Source organism: Methylophilus sp. 5, assembly GCF_000515275.1.
Classification (GTDB): Bacteria; Pseudomonadota; Gammaproteobacteria; order Burkholderiales; family Methylophilaceae; genus Methylophilus.
In genome coordinates this window covers 902373-920863 of the sequence record NZ_KI911560.1, presented here as the reverse complement: position 1 = coordinate 920863, position 18491 = coordinate 902373, and the positions used below count along the sequence as shown (strand labels likewise).

22 protein-coding genes are annotated in these 18491 nt (G+C 50.1%); 4 read left to right on the top strand and 18 right to left on the bottom strand.

The window, feature by feature from the left end; translation table 11 throughout:
* Nucleotides 1-174: 174 nt before the first annotated feature.
* From METH5_RS15645 to METH5_RS0104275, 5 genes are all read right to left on the bottom strand, one after another.
* On the bottom strand, nucleotides 175-624 hold the full coding sequence (locus METH5_RS15645) for a hypothetical protein (RefSeq protein WP_157381499.1): 450 nt from the start codon (nucleotides 622-624) through the stop codon (nucleotides 175-177).
* Between the two features lie 163 nt (nucleotides 625-787).
* Nucleotides 788-1480 (bottom strand): DUF2490 domain-containing protein, encoded by a 693-nt coding sequence (locus METH5_RS0104290; RefSeq protein ID WP_198290678.1) that lies wholly within the window; start codon nucleotides 1478-1480, stop codon nucleotides 788-790.
* Nucleotides 1481-1688: 208 nt separating this feature from the next.
* Nucleotides 1689-2222 carry a cytochrome b gene (locus METH5_RS0104285; protein WP_029147349.1) on the bottom strand — a complete coding sequence of 178 codons (534 nt, stop codon included), beginning with the start codon at nucleotides 2220-2222 and terminating at the stop codon, nucleotides 1689-1691.
* A gap of 41 nt (nucleotides 2223-2263) precedes the next feature.
* On the bottom strand, nucleotides 2264-2674 hold the full coding sequence (locus METH5_RS0104280; protein ID WP_029147348.1) for a hypothetical protein: 411 nt from the start codon (nucleotides 2672-2674) through the stop codon (nucleotides 2264-2266).
* Between the two features lie 254 nt (nucleotides 2675-2928).
* On the bottom strand, nucleotides 2929-3264 hold the full coding sequence (locus METH5_RS0104275; protein ID WP_029147347.1) for a hypothetical protein: 336 nt from the start codon (nucleotides 3262-3264) through the stop codon (nucleotides 2929-2931).
* A gap of 126 nt (nucleotides 3265-3390) precedes the next feature.
* On the opposite strand from METH5_RS0104275, the gene METH5_RS0104270 reads away from it, so the two are divergent.
* Nucleotides 3391-4296, top strand: a complete 906-nt coding sequence (locus METH5_RS0104270) for a LysR family transcriptional regulator (RefSeq protein WP_029147346.1) — start codon at nucleotides 3391-3393, stop codon at nucleotides 4294-4296.
* Between the two features lie 240 nt (nucleotides 4297-4536).
* The gene (gene rnk / locus METH5_RS0104265; protein ID WP_029147345.1) at nucleotides 4537-4896 is read left to right on the top strand and encodes a nucleoside diphosphate kinase regulator; all 360 of its coding nucleotides are present in this window, start codon (nucleotides 4537-4539) and stop codon (nucleotides 4894-4896) included.
* A gap of 74 nt (nucleotides 4897-4970) precedes the next feature.
* On the opposite strand, the gene METH5_RS0104260 is transcribed toward rnk, so the two are convergent.
* Nucleotides 4971-5432: a YccF domain-containing protein gene (locus tag METH5_RS0104260; RefSeq protein WP_029147344.1), complete on the bottom strand. Its 462-nt coding sequence runs from the start codon at nucleotides 5430-5432 to the stop codon at nucleotides 4971-4973.
* A 302-nt stretch (nucleotides 5433-5734) separates the two neighbouring features.
* Here METH5_RS0104260 and METH5_RS15395 point away from each other — a divergent pair, with 302 nt between their 5' ends.
* Together METH5_RS15395 and METH5_RS0104250 are read left to right on the top strand one after the other, a co-directional pair.
* A complete protein-coding gene (locus METH5_RS15395) occupies nucleotides 5735-5887 on the top strand; it encodes a DUF3309 family protein (RefSeq protein WP_081726701.1) in 153 nt (50 codons plus the stop codon).
* 33 nt (nucleotides 5888-5920) lie between these two features.
* Nucleotides 5921-6811: a membrane protein gene (locus METH5_RS0104250; RefSeq protein WP_029147343.1), complete on the top strand. Its 891-nt coding sequence runs from the start codon at nucleotides 5921-5923 to the stop codon at nucleotides 6809-6811.
* A 287-nt stretch (nucleotides 6812-7098) separates the two neighbouring features.
* Here METH5_RS0104250 and METH5_RS15735 read toward each other — a convergent pair whose 3' ends face one another.
* From METH5_RS15735 to METH5_RS0104190, 12 genes are all read right to left on the bottom strand, one after another.
* Entirely contained in the window at nucleotides 7099-7782 is a 684-nt protein-coding gene (locus METH5_RS15735) for a hypothetical protein (protein ID WP_051412847.1), read from the bottom strand.
* Nucleotides 7783-8267: 485 nt separating this feature from the next.
* On the bottom strand, nucleotides 8268-9896 hold the full coding sequence (locus METH5_RS0104240) for a pilus assembly protein TadG-related protein (protein WP_029147342.1): 1629 nt from the start codon (nucleotides 9894-9896) through the stop codon (nucleotides 8268-8270).
* Nucleotides 9874-10143 (bottom strand): DUF3613 domain-containing protein, encoded by a 270-nt coding sequence (locus tag METH5_RS0104235; RefSeq protein WP_029147341.1) that lies wholly within the window; start codon nucleotides 10141-10143, stop codon nucleotides 9874-9876. Before METH5_RS0104235 ends, METH5_RS0104240 begins: the two co-directional genes overlap by 23 nt.
* The gene (locus METH5_RS0104230; RefSeq protein ID WP_029147340.1) at nucleotides 10140-10844 is read right to left on the bottom strand and encodes a M48 family metallopeptidase; all 705 of its coding nucleotides are present in this window, start codon (nucleotides 10842-10844) and stop codon (nucleotides 10140-10142) included. Before METH5_RS0104230 ends, METH5_RS0104235 begins: the two co-directional genes overlap by 4 nt.
* Nucleotides 10841-11758, bottom strand: a complete 918-nt coding sequence (locus METH5_RS0104225; RefSeq protein ID WP_029147339.1) for a type II secretion system F family protein — start codon at nucleotides 11756-11758, stop codon at nucleotides 10841-10843. Before METH5_RS0104225 ends, METH5_RS0104230 begins: the two co-directional genes overlap by 4 nt.
* Before the next feature lie 2 nt (nucleotides 11759-11760).
* Complete coding sequence (locus METH5_RS0104220) at nucleotides 11761-12678, bottom strand: type II secretion system F family protein (RefSeq protein ID WP_029147338.1); 918 nt, start codon at nucleotides 12676-12678, stop codon at nucleotides 11761-11763.
* The gene (locus METH5_RS0104215) at nucleotides 12675-13940 is read right to left on the bottom strand and encodes a CpaF family protein (protein WP_232410948.1); all 1266 of its coding nucleotides are present in this window, start codon (nucleotides 13938-13940) and stop codon (nucleotides 12675-12677) included. The genes METH5_RS0104220 and METH5_RS0104215 overlap by 4 nt, the downstream gene beginning before the upstream one ends.
* Before the next feature lie 10 nt (nucleotides 13941-13950).
* Nucleotides 13951-15159 (bottom strand): lipoprotein, encoded by a 1209-nt coding sequence (locus METH5_RS0104210; protein ID WP_029147336.1) that lies wholly within the window; start codon nucleotides 15157-15159, stop codon nucleotides 13951-13953.
* Nucleotides 15160-15164: 5 nt separating this feature from the next.
* The gene (locus METH5_RS0104205; RefSeq protein ID WP_232410947.1) at nucleotides 15165-16523 is read right to left on the bottom strand and encodes a type II and III secretion system protein family protein; all 1359 of its coding nucleotides are present in this window, start codon (nucleotides 16521-16523) and stop codon (nucleotides 15165-15167) included.
* A gap of 18 nt (nucleotides 16524-16541) precedes the next feature.
* Complete coding sequence (gene cpaB / locus METH5_RS0104200; RefSeq protein WP_029147334.1) at nucleotides 16542-17489, bottom strand: Flp pilus assembly protein CpaB; 948 nt, start codon at nucleotides 17487-17489, stop codon at nucleotides 16542-16544.
* A 24-nt stretch (nucleotides 17490-17513) separates the two neighbouring features.
* The gene (locus METH5_RS0104195) at nucleotides 17514-18005 is read right to left on the bottom strand and encodes a TadE/TadG family type IV pilus assembly protein (RefSeq protein WP_051412842.1); all 492 of its coding nucleotides are present in this window, start codon (nucleotides 18003-18005) and stop codon (nucleotides 17514-17516) included.
* Entirely contained in the window at nucleotides 18002-18451 is a 450-nt protein-coding gene (locus METH5_RS0104190; RefSeq protein WP_029147332.1) for an A24 family peptidase, read from the bottom strand. Before METH5_RS0104190 ends, METH5_RS0104195 begins: the two co-directional genes overlap by 4 nt.
* Nucleotides 18452-18491 lie beyond the last annotated feature (40 nt).

Here is an 18491-nt window from a genome sequence, read left to right as displayed (position 1 = left end):
TTCCAGGTCTTGCCGTCGACTCAGTTGTTTGGGCTTTTTATATGTTGCGACTGCTCATTGCCATTTGTCGTGAATGCGCTCGTGACAATGCATGGCAACAACCATACCGCTTAAATAGAAACCTGATGCAGTACTCCATCTTGTCTGCTGTCGCTGCTAACAGCGCGAATAAAGTTATTTGGGGCTACTAGACGCTTCAAATACATATTGTCCAAGTGACCAACCAATTCGAAAGTTATAGACTCTTTCCGATTTAGCATCAATTTCAATTGAGCGAATAAGGTCATTGGGTTGTTTAGGAAAATCTTTTTCTCCAGCCATGTTGACTGAAATGGTATGTATTCCGGGCTCTAACCAGATGGTGAGCAATTCACCATGGTCAAGTTCAGCAAATCTTTCACCATCTACAAATAGTGACGAATAAACAGCGCTGCCAACAATACCTGAATCTCTTAAGAATGAAATTTGCGCATAATTTGCTTGAGGTACTAAGAGCGCTCGTTTGGCTACGCGTTCAAGTGGAATGCCTCGGGCACTTTCTTTTGTCATTGGTGTGGTGGAGCAACTAGTAATGAAAAAGGTTGAGAGTGTGAGTAAAGTAAGGACCTTCAGAAGACTTTTCATAATAAAAGACATTATTTATGTGAATGAATATATTTATTTAAATAATATCAGTTTTCAGTCGTTGAACTGCTTGCAAGCATATCCACTCATGGAAATAAAGATGCCATAGCCAGCCATAGGGTGTTAGCTCATCAGGCAGATAGAAATTCATGTAATGAGTGATTTAAAACTTAAAGCCCAGTGTCGTATTGATAATGTGGTTTTCGAGGTGATGGGTGGCTTTATTGACGAACTGATTCAAATAACCGGTTTCCAGGTTGCAGCGCTCAGTGATTTTCCAGTTGAGCCCGACAAAAAAACGATTCTGATCGAAACCGCGTCTTGCGCCCCAGTCCGTTTTATCAACATTAATAAATAGTTCATTAGAGACGACAAAAGACAGTTTGGAGTGATTTTTAAGCGGCGTTGAGGATTTAATCATTTCACGCAACCGGTATCCGACATCGTGAAAACCTTCACGTTCGCGTTCTTCAACACGCGTACGGTTGGTAAAAGTGATCGAAGCGATGGGGTCAAACTGATACTGAAATTGCTCCCACCAGCGATTTTCGTGATAGGCGGATTTGCCTGCCGGATGGCCAATAATTGTATCGTGCCCTAACCAAAGGCTGGTTTTGGGGTTAGGTTTATAAAAGATTGCAGGGCGGTAGTATAAGTAGTCAATATGTTTACCTTCATTGCGATAACGTGGATTAAAGTCCATGTTCCAGTACAAGTTTTGCGCAGGCAATGTGCCTTGTAGGCGTAATGTATGCCAATAGCTGCCATCCTCTTCTGGCCCTGCCCATGCCTGAGCGCTGACTCCCAATATTAAAATGCACAAGTAGCAATAGGGGTGTAAGTTTCGGTTAGTCATGCTCATTCACCTTATCTGTGAGTGTTGCGTGTGAATTAAGATTATTTGGTGGGTCATTCAATGTATGACCTGATGGTTTAGTTTAACCTTGCCAGATAAATTGAATCTGAATGCTATCAGCCAATGGATGCGTGGGCAGTGTTGGCTTGGCGTGGAGGGTGTTTGAATCAGATGCCTACTTTAAAACCGATGCTGCTGGCGCTAACACTTATGAATGGTCTTCTATTAAGCCAAATATTTGATGGTAGATGGCTGCGGTAATGTGGACGGCGAACAGGGGGTAAATCATCACCGACATTAAATAGTGAAAGCCTAATATTGTTTGGTGAGTGGCGTGCGTTTTCTCAAGCAATGGCGGTAATTCAATGGCATTAAAAAAATGCAGTGTTTGGCCGCTAGTGAGCAACATCAATATGCCTAACAAGCATTGCGCAATGATGATGATATATATTGATCTATGCAGGGAAATCGCCAGCAATTTTTGCCAGGGCTTGATGCTATAGGAGTGAATCGGGTTTGGATTCAGGGTGCGCCATGTCACTCTGGCAAGCATCAACATCAGAAAAATAATCCCAGTGGATGCATGCACGGTGGTCAACTCTACCTTTTCAGGGCCGGGAGAGCTGCCTTCGAACTGAGTGGCGATCACAACGATAGTCAATAGCATTGCAACACTGGTCCAATGCAATATTCTGGCGATTAAACCGTATTGCGTTGTTGAGTTTTTAAGATTAAGACGCATACAGATCTTGAACCCCATTTAGCCTAGAGAGGACGTTTGCGCTATTTGAGTGAGTATCTGAGCGTTTTTATCGCCGCCATGCCAAACCCAAACGTCGTCAGTGATAACGTGGTGTACAAAAATAGAATGTAGGTTGCTGAGTGAATTTTTGGGTCAATCGCTAGCACGACAAAAGCGGTTGGATTGCCTATTGAGCCTAGCGCCATTGGCCAAATCACAAACTTGGGTAATCTAATTTTTGACGCGTAAAAACCTAATAACAGCATCGTCATCATTAAAAAGTCTAGATGACCTGATAACAGGTTGGCGGTGCTGGTGAATATATTCAGCATGTATGGAATTTTCATGCCGCGGGTCATGACCAGGCACCATGCGAGTACCAATCCTAACAGCAATGTAATACAGGCTGTTCTAAGTAAAATGACATTACCTGCATGTTTATCTTCATTCATTTTTATTTCCCCTTGAATTGTTCGTGATCAACGAACTGCAACCCCAAGACAGTACGCTCACCTTTATTTAACACTGTCTACCATGATTAAGTGCAATAGGTAGACAGGTCTGTATGTTTTTGTAGTCTATTTATTTTTGAGGGGTAATGCAAGCGGGGAATAAAAAGTTTTTTCGATGCAGGGCGTTTATCGAAACCCGTGAAGAGGCGTGCTCGATAGCCATACAGCACATGCATGGCTCTTTAGGCCTTCATTTATCTGGTGTTATAGCTATCAGTATGAGTAATAGCGTCTGATGTGCACAGTGCGCCCAAGACGATGGCCAATAAATGATACAAATACGGCACAAATGAAATCACCGCCAGGGCTGGCGTTAAGTCGAACACAAACGCGACAGTAGGAATGAGCACTAACCAGCGTTTGCCGATGATGGCGCCTCTGCTTAAACAGATTGCCCATATACCGACCATCGCCAAGACATACAGTATAGAACCGTGTTCGATCATGCCTGCGTCAGCTAAATAAGTGGGTAGTACCAGAGTGAGATAAGTCATCATGAATAGTTTGGTATTAGAAAATGCTTTATACATGGCTCAATATCCTTAACTGACGCTGCACTTTTAAAAATCATCCAGACCATATGTTATACATTTCTGTATATAAAATTAGTCCTTCAAAGCGCATATAACTGTTTCCATTTGGGATACAATCAGGTGATGTATGATTTAAACCTGATGATTATTTTTGCCAATGTGGTGAATGAGCAAAGCTTTTCGGCGGCCTCCAGAAAGCTGGGCATGACTAAATCGTCAGTGAGCAAGTCGGTTGCCAAATTAGAGCATGCGTTAGGCGCCAGCTTGCTTAATCGGAGTACCCGGCATTTAAGCCTGACCGAAATTGGCGCGAGCTTTTATGACTATTGCACCCGCATAAGCTATGAGGCCGAAGAGGCGCAGCAAATGATAGAAAGCTTGAATGCACAGCCTAGAGGCGTGCTTAAAGTGGCTGCTTCAGTGGCTTTTGGCACCTTGCATATTGCGCCTGCCATCGGTGAGTTTATGGATAGATATCCGCAATTGGAAATCGACATGACCATTACTGATCGCTTGGTTGATTTGACTGAAGAGGGCTACGACGTTGTTATTTCGATCACCAGAGATTTGCCGCAAAGTTTAGTGGCCAGACGGTTAGCGCCTATTCGCAGAAACCTGTGTGCAACCCCTAAATACTTTGCGCACCATGGTATACCGGTCATCCCGCAAGACTTGGTGAACCATAATTGTTTGGACTACATTCACTCCGGCGATAAAGGCCTGTGGCGCTTTAACGGGCCGCAAGGAGAGGTGACGGTGAATGTCGCCGGAAGGTTGCGTATTAATGACGATGAAGCATTGTCGCAAGTGGTGTTAGGTGGCTTTGGGTTAGCGCTATTACCGACGTTTATTATTGGTAAAGACCTGCAAGCAAAGCGCCTGAAGTCTGTGTTGTCTGAATACATTCCTATAGAACAACACGTCTACGCATTGTATTTGCCCAAGCGAAACTTACCATTGAAAACCCGCGTCTTCATCGACTATTTATCTGAGAGATTTGGCGCAGAACCTTACTGGGATAAAGAGTAGCAAACCGACTCGTATTAAAAGCGCATCTTAACTGTGGCCGCAATGTGCTGTGTATTGGTGATGCTGTATGTGCACCTTTAAATTAAAGCCTCGCTCTGTCATCCCCACAATATAGATTAATTGTATCCACTTGGGAAACAGTGATGTTCAATTGAACAGGCTTATTTTTCCTGTCCAAGCAGACTATTCTGTCAGCTTGCCCTCACGTATCGCTCGCATTCATTTTATGGCTGGAAAAATATGGACTCTGAAATCTTAATATTGTCGGATCAAGACTATGCGCGCTTATCCATGTTTACAAACGATCAATTATTGCGCGATGAGCTAGGCAGAGCAACTGTTGTTGCCGCCGATCAAGTGCCGGTGGATGTCGTTAAAATGAATTCACGGGTGATTTACTTGGATAAAAGCAACGGCTTAAAAAGAGAGGTCGAGTTGTGTTTTCCTGAAGAGGCAGATTTTAAACTTGGGAAGATTTCTGTATTTTCACCTGTTGGCAGCGCTTTACTGGGTTTAAAAGTTGGGCAAGAAATTGATTGGCCATTTCCTGATGGCGAATGCAGGCGGCTGAAAGTGGTAAGTGTGATGCCTGCCTCTTGAAGCCATCTGGGTTCAAAACACACATACAGCTTACTCATGGCGTCATAGCCAAGCAAATATGGCCGTTCGTCTTGTTATAGGCCGCGCCTATCTGCGGCTAAGCTTGCCTCTGCATTTGCCTTTCTCGCCGCTGCGGCAACTTCTTTCGTGACGATTATTTTGCCAATGGGTGCCAGCGCAATGCCTGCCAGTTTGAGGTGTTGAATCCCAAACGGGATGCCCAAAATGGTGATGAAGCAAGCCACGGCAGAAACAACATGCCCAATGGCTAACCATACCCCGGCAAAGATAAACCAGATAATGTTGCCAATGAGTCCGAGCCCACCGGTGCCAATGTCGTCTTTTTGATGCAGTTCTTTGCGGCTGATGGCTTCACGGCCAAATGGGAAGAACGTAAATTGACCGATCACAAAGCATGCCTTGCCCCAAGGAATGCCGACGATAGTGATGAACGCCAGCAGGCCTGCCAACCACCATGCGAGGCCGAGCAGGATGCCGCCAAGAATAAACCAGAGAAAATTACCAATTGCGCGCATTGTGACCGCCCCTGACGGTTGAACGAATATAGTGAGAATGCAACCGCAGTGTATTCTAGATTTACAATCAATGTTAGCACTAGCTTGTTGCCGCACACTAGCGTGTGCTGTTTGGTTGTCTCCCCTCCAACGTCAACATCGTTTCAATTGCATCTTCATGCCGTGATCACGGCCTGTTCGTGACTTCGTCCGACAATTCCTACAGAAATTTCAGTGCAATTTGTATAGAGTCTTTGCGGCCAAATTAGCATGATTGAGTCACCTCGTATTTTCTACAATTAAAAATAAATTGAGGAGACGTCATGGTAGAGATTGCTCTTATTGTGATTGTTTTTGCTTTAATTGGCACGTTGCCAACCTGGCCTTACAGCAGCCAATGGGGATATTACCCTAGTCGTTTATTAAGTTTCATGCTGATTATGTTGCTTATTTTTTCACTCACCGGCGGGGTTTAGTTCGTCGTGGTGATTCAACCAAGGAGAGCCATCATGGCGCAATCAAGTCTATCGAACGCAACGATTAGTGCAATCTCGTGGGGCGCCATTTTGGCAGGTGCTGTCATTGCATGTGCACTCTCTCTGGTCCTTTTTCTGCTCGGCACCGGCTTAGGCTTGTCGTCCATCTCACCATGGTCGCACCATGGGATTGAGGCCTCTACATTCGGATTGTCTGCAATTGTATGGATCACCGTTACTCAGCTGATCGCTGCCGGCATGGGCGGATATTTAACCGGCAGGTTACGCGTTAAGTGGGCTGATGCGCCTGCAGATGAAGTTTACTTTCGCGATACGGCGCATGGCTTTCTCGCTTGGTCTGTCGCCACACTGGCGACGGCTGCATTATTAACCACCACTGTTGGGGCCATCGTTAATAGTGGCGTGCAGGCAGCCTCACATGTGGTGGGCGGTGCCGTTCAGGCTGTCGCCATGACAAGCAACGGCTCGCCCGGTGCAAAGCCTGATCGCGCCAGCCATAAAAAACAGGATACAGCTTATTTTATTGATGCATTGTTTCGTAAAAACACAGATAGCCATGCGGCCGCAACCATAGAGCAGGCGCCACCCTCAGCCGAAGTGACGCGTATTTTTGCGCACGCAAACGCACTGCAGTCACTGCCTGACGATGACGCTCGCTATCTTGCCCAGCTAATTTCAACACACACCGGGTTGGCTGAGCAAGAAGCAGGAAAACGTGTTAATGAGATTTATGCGGCTATGCAGTCAGCAGCAAAAGAGGCCGATACAAAAGCCGCAGAAGTCGCGGATAAGGCACGCAAGGCGTCTGTTTATATGACCTTGTGGCTGTTTGTTTCTTTGCTTATCGGTGCATTTTCGGCAAGTTTGGCGGCTACCTGGGGTGGTCGTTGCCGTGATGCATAAATTTCAACCATTCATTTTTAGTTGATTCAGGAGGCATTATGCGTTCGTTATTATTATATTTTCTAGGCATCCCTATCCCGCTCATTATATTGATCGCTTTATTCGTGCACTAGTTTTCACCTCTGAACACGTTACCCACCGGTTTACAGCGTATTGCGACGACGGTGCGAGTGCCTGATGTTTTTGTTTTGTGGGCATGCGTGCATGTGTATTTACTCAACGCATATTGATTTAATAAACAGCCAATGGCATTGATGACCGCTGAGAGTGGTTGTTAGTTTGAAGCGTTACTTTTCCAATTTTCTTTCGCCTTCGCATTGTTCGCGATGCGACGCAATTAAGGCATTAAAATCTTGCTTGCGCTCATTGAGTTTGGTGGTTTTCTCGTTTAATTGGTCAATGCTGGTTTTCAATTGGGTCACCGACTCGTTGTAGCTTGTTTGCGCTATTTGAAACTGTTGAATGCGTGCATTTAAGGTGGCGGCATTCTCATTCTGGGTTTTTATTTCTTTATTAAATTGATCGACCTGGTTATTTATTTTTTTTGCTGTCGCTGCGTCTACTTTTTTTGCCGTGAGTGCAGAGAGTTCTGTTTTTGTTTGATCAAGAAGTGCTGCGCGGGTATGTAGCTTTTCTTTTGCCTCGTTGATCAATAAGGCTTCACTCTCCAGTGATTGCCGGGCAGTCTGGTTTTTATTGACCTTTTCTTCAGCCAGCGGGATTTCATCGTTAATGCTTTTCGAGTCTTGCAGAAAGCTTGCATACTGCTGCTGAAACTCATGGTCATTGATGATGCATTGCTCTAAAGCGTCGATGGTGATGCTTGGCATGTCTTTCGTTTGCGTTTTCCAAACGCTGTAGATACCAGGCAGTTTGATGGCCGGCTTCAGGGGCTCTTCACACCAGGCAAGCGTGCTGAATAAGAAGGCGAGCAATAAAAGCGTTAACTTGAAGCGAGGCTGAGTGTGCATGTGATTAGCTGCGATTAGCGTTGTTTGTTAAGTGGGCGGTGATGCGTCACTTTGAGTTTATAGTATTTAAGTGTCACATTGATTAAACAGGACTCATTTCAACGATGATCATCCCGGCCCAGACTGTTGGTTATTATATGGGCTTAATCATCGGATTCAAGATTTTACGTATGGCTTTCAGCAAGTCACCATGTGCTGACACTCGACGGCGGGATGCTGTGTTATGTAGCAGTCGCTGAGCATGATGCACCAAGCTAGCCATATATTCGGGATAAACTCCTATAGGCAGAAAGCGGGCTTCGCATCATGATGGCGGTCAGGACTTGATTTACCACTAGGACCGTTAAAAGTAGGGTCACTTATTTTTAACGGGGTAGAGCAAGGCCTAAACCCATTCGACAATTTGCATATTGATCCAATGTTAAAAAAGGCATCTCCTCCGAGGTGCCTTTTGCTTTTTTCTCGCCTATTGCCTGGTGCTCTCTTTATATTGCCAACGGTTTAGCCTGCCGATATTGCAAATCATCCAGGGTGACGTCCATCCCGCCGACGCGGATGCCTAGTAAATCCAGCAGCGGGTCTAGCAAGACTCGGCCAATCTCTGACAGTAGCGGGCTAACGATGGTGGAAATCACATTATTCACTAGCCCCAGATTAAGAATACTCAAAATGGTCACACTCAATACATTTTGTTTGGACAGGGCATTTTCCAGGCTACTCCCAATCGGGCTGGCAACCGATTGTGTTTGTGGCAGGTGACTGTCAACCGGATGTGCAACTGAGTATTCAAGCGTTTGTGAACCGGGCGGTTGCAACGGCAGATTTAAGCCTATATCTGCCACCGGAATACTCAATAAGGTAGACACTCTTGCTGGCCCGCTGCCGGCATTGTTGGTGAGTGTGAGCGCGGCGATGCCAGGGCTGGCTTCTACTTCGACCACCGAGACGCCATCATTTTGCTGAATGCTACGCAACCCGGCTGAGCCTTGTGCCACTTCGGTATTCAAGGCCAGGTCTATGCGTGCAAGCAATGGAATATTGACCAGCACGCCCACCCGCGCTCTGATTTGTGCCGTTCGCGCGATGGTGCACAAATTGCCACTGCCGGCAGCAGGGCCAACGGTCAGCTGTGGCGGCTCAATCACGGTGACCTGTGCGTTAACATTGGCGATAGAAGCGACATTGAGCGCCAATGGTAGGCTAATGGCATTGGTGCCGTTGGCGATCATCGCTGCAGTCGTAATCAATGACAACGCATTCAGACCGATGATGGCGGCTGCATTGGTGTCGGGCGTGGTCACGGCCAGTACATCGCCTAGCTTGATCGGGGCATTTTTCACCGCAATCGCGGCAATATTTTGCAGGGCCGTAATCGCTTGTAAATTCGCAGCGCCATTTTGGCTGGCGGCATTGGCGATCAGTTCCAGCAAATCTCCAATCTGCATATTGGTATTCAGCAAGCCTTCCAGGGTGCCCGCCTGGCCAGACACGGCCAGAATGTCGTGCAGGGTGACTTTGGTCGTTGCGATACCGCGATAGGTCAAGGCGTCTAAATTAAGCGGCCCGCCCAGCATGCCACCTAGCAGCCCATTGAGTAGCACAGACTGTTGGCTACTGAGACTGCTAGTAAAACTGCCCACGCCAAAAACAGCTATTGGCGGGTCAGACACCGATACCGCCTCGGCACGCAAGGTGATCGTGCCACCTATAAGCCCACCGGCGATCAGGCTTTTTGCGACCTCTTTGGTTGCCCTGACATAAATCGCCTGATGACTGCCATCGGCGGTGAACTGCCGTATGCCTTGCACGGTATCTAGCCGGCCTAGCAAGACCTGATTAGGGCTATCAGCCAGTTGCCCACCAAAGCCATTATTCACGGCAGCAAGTTGTGCCATTTGGATAATATTCTGCAGATTGGCGTCACAACTAAGATGGCGCGCAGCATGAATGGCAGACATATCGGCAATAGATTGCAGCTGTTTTTTTTGCATCCAGAGGCGACCACTGTCTACCACCAGGGCGGTCAACAGCAAAGCCATCAGCAGAATCAACCCACCAGCGAGGCCAATGGCTCCGCGCTGAGCGTGCGCGTTAGCGGGTGGTGGGCATCTCATGCTCGTAATACTCTGGAATCGGCTTTTCAAAGCTCTTCAGGTAGCGTTTATGCACTCTATCCATCACCTCGCCCGACATGGGCTGGGCTTGCGTTGAGGCGGCTTTGTTCGAGCGTTGCAGTTCTAGCCATTGCTGCGTTGGCGACAGCGCACGCGCTGGTGTCGATGGCGGGCTTGGCATGTCTTCCGCCATGGCGTAATGCATGCTTAAAAATCCACTTAGCATGAGAATAATGAGGCGTTTCATAAGGGGCTCCTGGCTGATTCAGGGCTGGCTCGGTTGCTTTCTGGCGTCATTTTTTGCAGTTGTTGCATTTCATCGGCGGCGATGCCGAACTGCTTGGCAAATGCCTCTGCCCTGGCGGTATCCCCTTGCCGGTAAAGCAGCAAAATAAGGTTGTGAGCGGCCTGTCGATAACCTGGTGCCAGCTCTACCGCGGTTAAAAATTCATGTAAAGCAGGCTCAGGCTCGCCCGACTGCATCAACACATAACCATGATCATTGCGGATGGTATGTTCGGTTGGCAGCGCCGTACTGGCGGCTTTGAGATAGCGCAGCGACTCCCGCAGATGACCGGCGTTGCTGGCAATTAAGCCCAGGCCACGATAAGCCTGCCCGGAGACGCAGCTATTGACGAGCTGTTCATAAATGACCTGTGCCTGCAAGGCGCGTCCGGTTTGGCGTAAGCCATGTGCGCGCAGTAACTCGGCCTGTTCATTTTTGATTCTTGCTGCCTCCAGATGTGCAAGTGCCGCATGCGGCTTGCCTTCTGCCAACATTTGCTGAATCAGGCCAAGCTTGGTCGTTTCTTCAGGAGACACCTCTGTGCAGGCCTTATTGGCCGGGATTTTTAGTGGCCGTGCTGTTTCGGTGTCGGCGGCTAATGCATGCGGTAAGCCATGCAATAAGCTGGCCGCCAATGCCAGCATGATGGTGATTGTTTTCATAAACCATTTACCCCTTTCAGTGCCTTGGCCAGCCCCACAAACCCTGGCCCTGCCAAAAATATCATCAGTGCCGGGAACAAAAATAAAATCATGACAACCGTCATTTTGGCAGAGAGCTTGCTCACATATTCGCGTAGCTCAGACACCTGGCGTTGCTCGATCAAGGTCGTATATTCGCTAAGGGAGTCGCGGATATTGCCGCCGTAACGCGTGACTTGTTTAAGCATGGCGATGGTGTCGTTCAACTCTACCACTTCTAACGGGGTGGCCATTTCAACCAGCGCATCCGCCCGGTCTTGCCCGGTTTGTATGCGTTTGATTACCAGCTGCAGCTCTTGCGCCAGGTGAGGAATCAGGTCTCTCCCCTGTTGCTCGATCACCAGCAGAATATGCTCCATGGCAAGACCTGCATCAAACAGCATGCGGAGCAAGTGCAAAAAGGGGATCACTTCTTTGCGAATGGCATCACGCCGGTGTTGCGCTTTCCAACGCAGCAAGCGGCGAATCAGTACAAAGCTGGCCGCAAATGCAAACAGCAAATGAAACAGCACATTGAGCCAGGTGTCCTGGTTGACGATGGCATAAATGGCCGCCAATACACCGAGTGCCACCGGCAGTAGCCATGCAAACAGCAGAAACATACACTTTGCCTTGGCACCGGGCCAACCGGCTTGTACCAGCAAGCGTTGCATTTCTTCTATTTCACCGCGTGACGCCTTGCCCAGCATGTCTTGCACTGCTTCTTCAAAATCCAGGGTGCCCAGTTGCGCTGGCAGGTGAATTCCTTCTTGCTGCAGGGCTGCACGAAAGCGGCGTTGGATATGCCTTGGGTGGCTATTTTTTTGCGCGCTGTAAAATAATAGCCCGGCCGCCAGTAGCATGAGTAATATGGAGATTGACCACGCAATATTCATGGTTAAACGCTCCGCAGCATGCGCCAAAGAATAAGGGCTCCCAGCCCTTCGAGCACAAGCGCTGTGGTCACCATGGTTTGCCCGGCGGCATCTTCTAGCAGCATGTTGAGGTAACTTGGGTTCATGAGCATGATGTAGGCTGCGATGGCGATGGGTGTTAATCCCAGCACCCAGGCTGACATTCTTGTTTCGCCAGTCATTGCTGCCAGCTCGCGCCGTGCCAGCTCCTGCTGGCGTATCATTTTCACCACGCTATCGAGCATGTCGCGCGGGCTACTGCCGTGGTGGTTGCTGATGCGCATGGCCAGTGCAATCAGGTTAAGTTCGCGCAGGTTGTGGAGCTTGGCCGCCTCGGTCAGGCTTTCAATCATGTCGGCACCCAGATCTGCTGCGCGAATCACGCGATCCAGCACGTCGCGCAATGGGGGCAGCGCTTCTTCTGCAGCAAACCGCATTGCGCTTTCCAGGCTGCGGCCTGTACTCAGGCTACGCAGTACCTGGTCAATAAACAACGGAATCTGGGCAACGGTTTGTGACCGACGATGATGCAAGCGGCTGTATGGCAATAAAAAGCCGAAAATAAACACTGTGGTGCTAAAAAACAGGCTGGCGCCCACCAGGCCATAGATAAGCCAACCCACCAGGCCGGTGCACATAAAGGCCAGCGGGATAGCAAACAGATGTTTTTTTTGCAGCTCAAATCCGGCATAGATAGAGGCACGTACCTTAAGCAGGTGCCAGTAAGTCTGCTCGACCGCAGAGGCCCCCCCTGAAACGGTACTGCCATAAGGGAGCACCTCTCTAAAGTGATGCATCATGCGCTCGCGTAAATGGGCCTCTTTGCTATGCCTGAACATCCACACGGCCAGGAGCAGCATCACGATGGCGCCGACGATAAACGAGGCTGCCAGCGTTTTCATGCCAGCCTCCTAAGCGCCAGGTCTTGTAGTTTTTTATTGCACGGGCGTACCATCGGGTGGGCAAATTGCCCGCTTGTTGCGTCATAGGCATACAGCTCATTGAGCACGAATTGGCCATCACGTACGCCAGCAATTTCGGTAATTGATATCACTTTGCGTTGCCCGTTGGGCATACGGGCGATTTGCACGACGATCTCAATGCCGGCAGCAATCATTTTGCGCAAGGTCGCTTCTGTACCATGAAACTTGGCTAAGCCTGCCAGCATTTCAAAGCGCAGCATGGCGTCCTCAGGGCTGTTTGCATGCACGGTGCTCATACAGCCATCATGGCCGGTATTCATCGCCTGCAGCACATCCATCACTTCTTCGCCACGCACTTCGCCCAGCACAATACGGTCAGGCCGCATGCGCAACGCATTTTTGACCAGCTCGCGTGCCGTGATTTCGCCATGGTCATCTATATTGGATGGCCTGGTTTCAAGCCTCACCACATGGTCGTGCTCCAATTGCAGCTCGGCGGCATCTTCAATTGTCACAATGCGCTCACTGTGCGGAATAAAGCGGCTCAATACATTTAATAAGGTTGTTTTGCCTGCGCCGGTGCCACCACTGACAATCAGGTTGCAGCGCCGCTCGACTGCCGCGGTCAGAAACGCCAGCATGTCGTTGTCTAGCGTGCCGTATTGCAGCAAGTCACCAGAAAGCAAAGGTTGTTTACGAAACTTACGAATAGACAGGCAAGGGCCATCGAGTGCTAGCGGCGGGATAATCGCATTGACGCGGCTACCGTCCGGCAGGCGTGCATCGACCATCGGGCTGGCTTCATCAATCCGGCGCCCCAGGTGCGCGAGAATACGGCGGATCACACGCAGCACATGCTCATTATCAATAAATCGTAATGAGGTGATTTCGAGCCGCCCATCACGTTCTATAAAAATTTTTGTCGGACCATTCACCAGAATATCGTTAATACGATCATCTTTGATCAAACTCTCCAGCGGGCCATAACCCGCCAGCTCGTCGACCACTTCTTCTACCAGGTTTTCCAGATCGTAGCCGCTGATCGGCAGGTGTCGATCAGCCACGTAGGCGATGACCTTTTCTCTGACATAAGCGGCGATGTCACTGCGTGCCAGCTCTAACAGGCCAATATGGTCGCGTTCAATTTCTGCAATCAGGTGCTGATGCAGCTGAAACTTAAGCTCCTGATAGTCTTGTGCTTGTTTCAGGCCATAATCAAATCCACGCAGTTGAAGGTTCATGATTATTCCTCTATCGTTTTTCACGCGCGGGTGTGATTGCAGAAATCAGCCTGTGCAGCAGGCCGTCTTTTTTCTCAGTACTTGCGGTCGGTGCGTCCAGCAGTTTTTCGGCCAGGTTGCGTACGCTCACGCTGTAGGGGTCATTGGGCGACAACTCAAACATGCTCTCGCCTGAGTTCATGGTTGCCAGGCGCGCCATCCCCGAGGAGGATAAGGTCGCCAGCAAAGGCAGGCCAAACGACTGCGCAATGCTCTCGGCGTCTGGCGGCATTTTTGATAAATAATGATCCACCACCACGCCTGCGCCCTTTAACGGCACTTTTTCTTCACGCAGATGTTTGATCAGTTGCATGTTCTGGCGGCAACTCGGCACGCTTTGCTCAACCAACAGCACTACCTGGTCGACATTACCTAATAGCAGCAGCAGGAAGTCTGAGCCGACCATCCCGCCAAGATTGACCACGATTCTGGGAAAGTGCCGACGCAAGCTGCGTAATAGTACGCAGACATCGGCGGCAGTAAATTGTGCGCCTGCCCAAGGGTCTTCTGGCATAGACAGCACGGTGAGGCCGCTCTTGTGTCTGCCAAAGCCGGTTTGAATCAGTGTAGAGTCGATTCTGCGCAGGCTGCGGATAGCATCAATAAAACTGTAAGACGAGGTCAGGCCCAGGTATAACATGGCGTCGCCATGCGGCACACCCAGGTCGAGCAACAACGTGGGTTCTGTCTCTTGCACCGCCAGCGCCAAGTGCAGCGCCAGCATCGGCGAGTCACTGCCTGGTCGGGCACTGATCACGGCCGTGATTTTGCCGCCACCCTCGCCTTGTGTGGCATGCAGGGCGGCATCGCGTGGTTTCAAGCGTTTGATTTCGGCGACCACTTCGCTGCCGCGTGTGTCGGTCTTGATAAAGTCGCGTGCACCCAGGCGCATCACGGTTAACAACAGGTTCTGGTCAAAAGAATCTGCCACTACAATCACCGGCAAAAACGGTTTGGCCGCAATGATGCCTTCAATCAGTAATGCTTCTTGTCGATAGTCTGCTGGATTCAGCTGTATAAAAATAGTGGCCGCACCTACCGCATCCGAGAGTTGGACGATGCGATCCACAGTCGGTGAGTCGGCAGGAATCACGTCGCCCTCATCTCTGAGGGATTGGCTCAACCATTGCAGGCAGTCTTGAGTCAGGGTGATGGCAATAAAGCAGTCGCGTTCACTCATCTTGATTACCTCGAAAAACCGGTGGTCGGGATGCCGGTTTCTGGCTGGGGCCCTTTTTGAAAGAATAAGTCACTAAAACTGGGGTTGTAGTCGCGCAGATTACCGCCGGGCAACGCGGGCATGGCGGCATCTTTGGCGATGGGGCGCACCAGGTGCGGGGTGACAATCATGAGTAATTCTTTATCTTCACGCTCGAATCGGGTTGAGCGGAAAAAAGCGCCGATAATCGGTAAGTTGCCTAGCCCTGGCACTTTGTCGAGGTTTTGCAGCGTGTTACGGCTGACCAGGCCGCTCAACACGAAGCTTTCGCCATCGCCAAGCGAGACGCTGGTATCTGTTCTACGCACACGCAAGCCTGGCACCGAGACGCCACCGCTTTGCACCGCGTTAGAAAAGTCTATTTCACTGACCTCAGGCGAGACTTTCAGGAAAATTCTGTTGGCATCCAGCACCGTTGGCGTCAGCATCAGGCGCACGCCATACTCTTTGTAGCGTATGGTCACGCCGCCCAAACCGCCAGCGCCTGACTGAATGGGGATGGGAAACTCACCGCCGGCTAAAAAGCTGGCACTTTGACCAGACAGCGCCGTCAGGCTAGGTTCTGCCAGCGTGTAGGCAAATCCGTTGGCCTCCAGAATACTCAAGGTGCCGAGCAAGCCGCTGCTGGCATTGCCTGCCACAAAGTTGAATGCACTCGATGTTGGCAGAAAGCCTGAGGCGCTATTAAGCGTAAACCCATTATCGCCAGATTGCACGCCACTCAGATTGCCCGGGGAGCCGATGGCAATGGTCGAGTTGCGGCTATTTTTGCCAAGGAAAAATCCGGCACGCATCATATTCTGGCGGCTCACTTCGACCACCTTGATATCAATTTGCACCTGACTGTTAAAGCTGCTTTCGGTGGTATCTATGGGCGTCGGGGTGGCATTTTTATCAATCGCCTGCCGTGCTAATGCGTGGTCTTCCAACGAATCAGCCTCACCAGCAATTGCAACCTGATTGCCCGCAGGTAATAACTTGATTGATTTTGAAAATTGCAGCCTCTGCGCTTCAACCGCCGTGCTGATACTCACGACCAGTTTGATTTTTTTAGCGGGGGCGGCTGCCTGTTCACTTTCCCAGATTGAGAGCTCGGTCACGCCCACTTGCTTGCCTGTGATCATGATATTGCGTGATGTCAGCATGCTGATGCCCGCAATGTCAGGGTTGCCTATGGCGACACGTTTGACTGGTTTGGCATGCACATACACTTGCTGATTACCCACGACCAGGCCTAAGGTATCCGCCTCTTCGGCCTGCGCAAGTAGTGTCAGGCTGCACAGGCAGGTAAACAGCATTGACCAGACATAGTTCATCGTTGACATGATTAGCCCTTGGGTTTCTTATTGTTGTTTTGCCGCATGTTGTTTCATCACATTGACCACTTCGATCTGGTCGCCGCGATGCACAATTACCCGTTCTCGCTTGGCAGCAACATGTTTTTTCACGCTGACCTTGGCCGGGGCCGCTATTGTTTGGGCAGGTGCTGCAACCGTTGCGCTCGATGGCCGGGAAACCTCGCCTAGCCGCACAAAGTGGTTGTCTGTCGTTGCTGGGGCATCGCTACCTGGTAGTGACTCCCCCCGTAACGCCAAACGTAGAGTGCCTGAGCTATCCGCCAGCATCAGTTTTGAAGTGTCTTCTGCGCGCACGGCTAAAATAGCAGAGCGGCTGTCTTTTCCGTTTTTGTCGTCCAACCGACTATTGGAGATACCTAGTTTTTGGGAGGCTGCCGGGGTAGTCTCATCGACTGGCTCGGCTTCTGGTTCGCTGGTGAGCGTGCCGTAGGCCAGCACTTTCACGTTTGCCAGCACCACTTGGCCAGAGCTCACATCGCCGGTTTCACGGTCGGTGCGCAAATACAGCAGTACGTCGACATGGTCGCCAGGCTTGATAAAACCGCCAACGCCAACCACCTCGTTGACCTTGATTGCAACTGCACGCTCATGCGCTGCAAGCGCTTGCCCCAAGTGGTTACCCACCGGGAAGTGTGTGGCCTTGAAGGGAGTATCTTTCAACACGGCCGTGGCGCTTACTTTGCCGATCAGGCTTTGCGGCTCGCTGAATGTCCGCTTGTCATATTGCTGCGTGGTCGTGACTTTAAGGTCATCAACTGTTAACACATGGCCTGCCGCAATATTGTTTTGCGCCACCACCTGCGAATAGGTGGGCACAATCACTTTTAAGCTGTCCACAGGCGCTTTGTTGCTGATCCGGTAACCGAGATACGCCGTCACCAGGCCCGCAACCATCATCAATACCGCCAAGACACGCAAGAATGTACTGTTCATGATGCCCTCATTATTAGTCTTATTTTAAAGTTCGATCACAGCCGTGCCGGCCAGGTCGGCAGGCACCTTGGGAATCTGCCCGATGATGGGTAATGTCAGCATGGGGATCAGCGGGTCATTGACATAGCCGCTGTAAATCACGCGTACAGTGAGCTGATTACCGCTCATAGACAATTGCACTTTGCTGTTGCCAGAGCCAAGCACTTTGTCTTTTGGTTTGGCCGGTAGCCAGTTCAGCGAATTGCCAACTACGCTACGCACTTTCGGGTCAACGCCATTACTTAAGTACACCAGGTTATTGGCATATGCCAGCCGATCTACGGCAATCGCAGCACGTGCGCCTTCTTCTACGGCATGCACAAAAGCCGATTGCATGAGCATCACCAATGCATAGTTCACCATGGCGTAAAACAGCGCAAAAAAAATCAAAAACAGCATCACAAACTCAATCGCGACCGATCCTTGTTGTGCGCGTAATCGCCAGGGGTATAAAGCGTGTTTGAGGGATGGCATCATGGCGTTATCCTGAGGCCGCAGAGTAGGCCGGCACTTAAGGCGGCACCAAACGGCAGCCATCTGCCTGACTTTGCCGGACGGGCACTTAATCGAATGAACAACATATATGCAGCCCCCAATATCAGTGCCAAGATAGCGGCAATCACAAACGCCAGCAGTGTTGCGAGCCAGCCACCAAGCAGCGCCATCGCCAGCAATAATTTGACATCGCCAGCGCCCAGCATGCGTGCGGTATAGGCGGGCACGGTCAACAGCAGGCTGGCGAGAACCCCAATGGCCACAGACTGCCAGTGCGCACCAAGCATGGCATGGCCAGTAAGCAGCAACCAGCCTGTCGCCATCAGGCATGCCCCAAGCGTCAAGTAATTAGGGATGCGCCTTGCGTATAGATCGGCCAGGCTGACACTTAAGCACCAGGCCACCACGATCATTTCTGCGATAGTCATAGTTGCACTCAGTCTGTAATCGCCATAGGTGCGCAGCGAT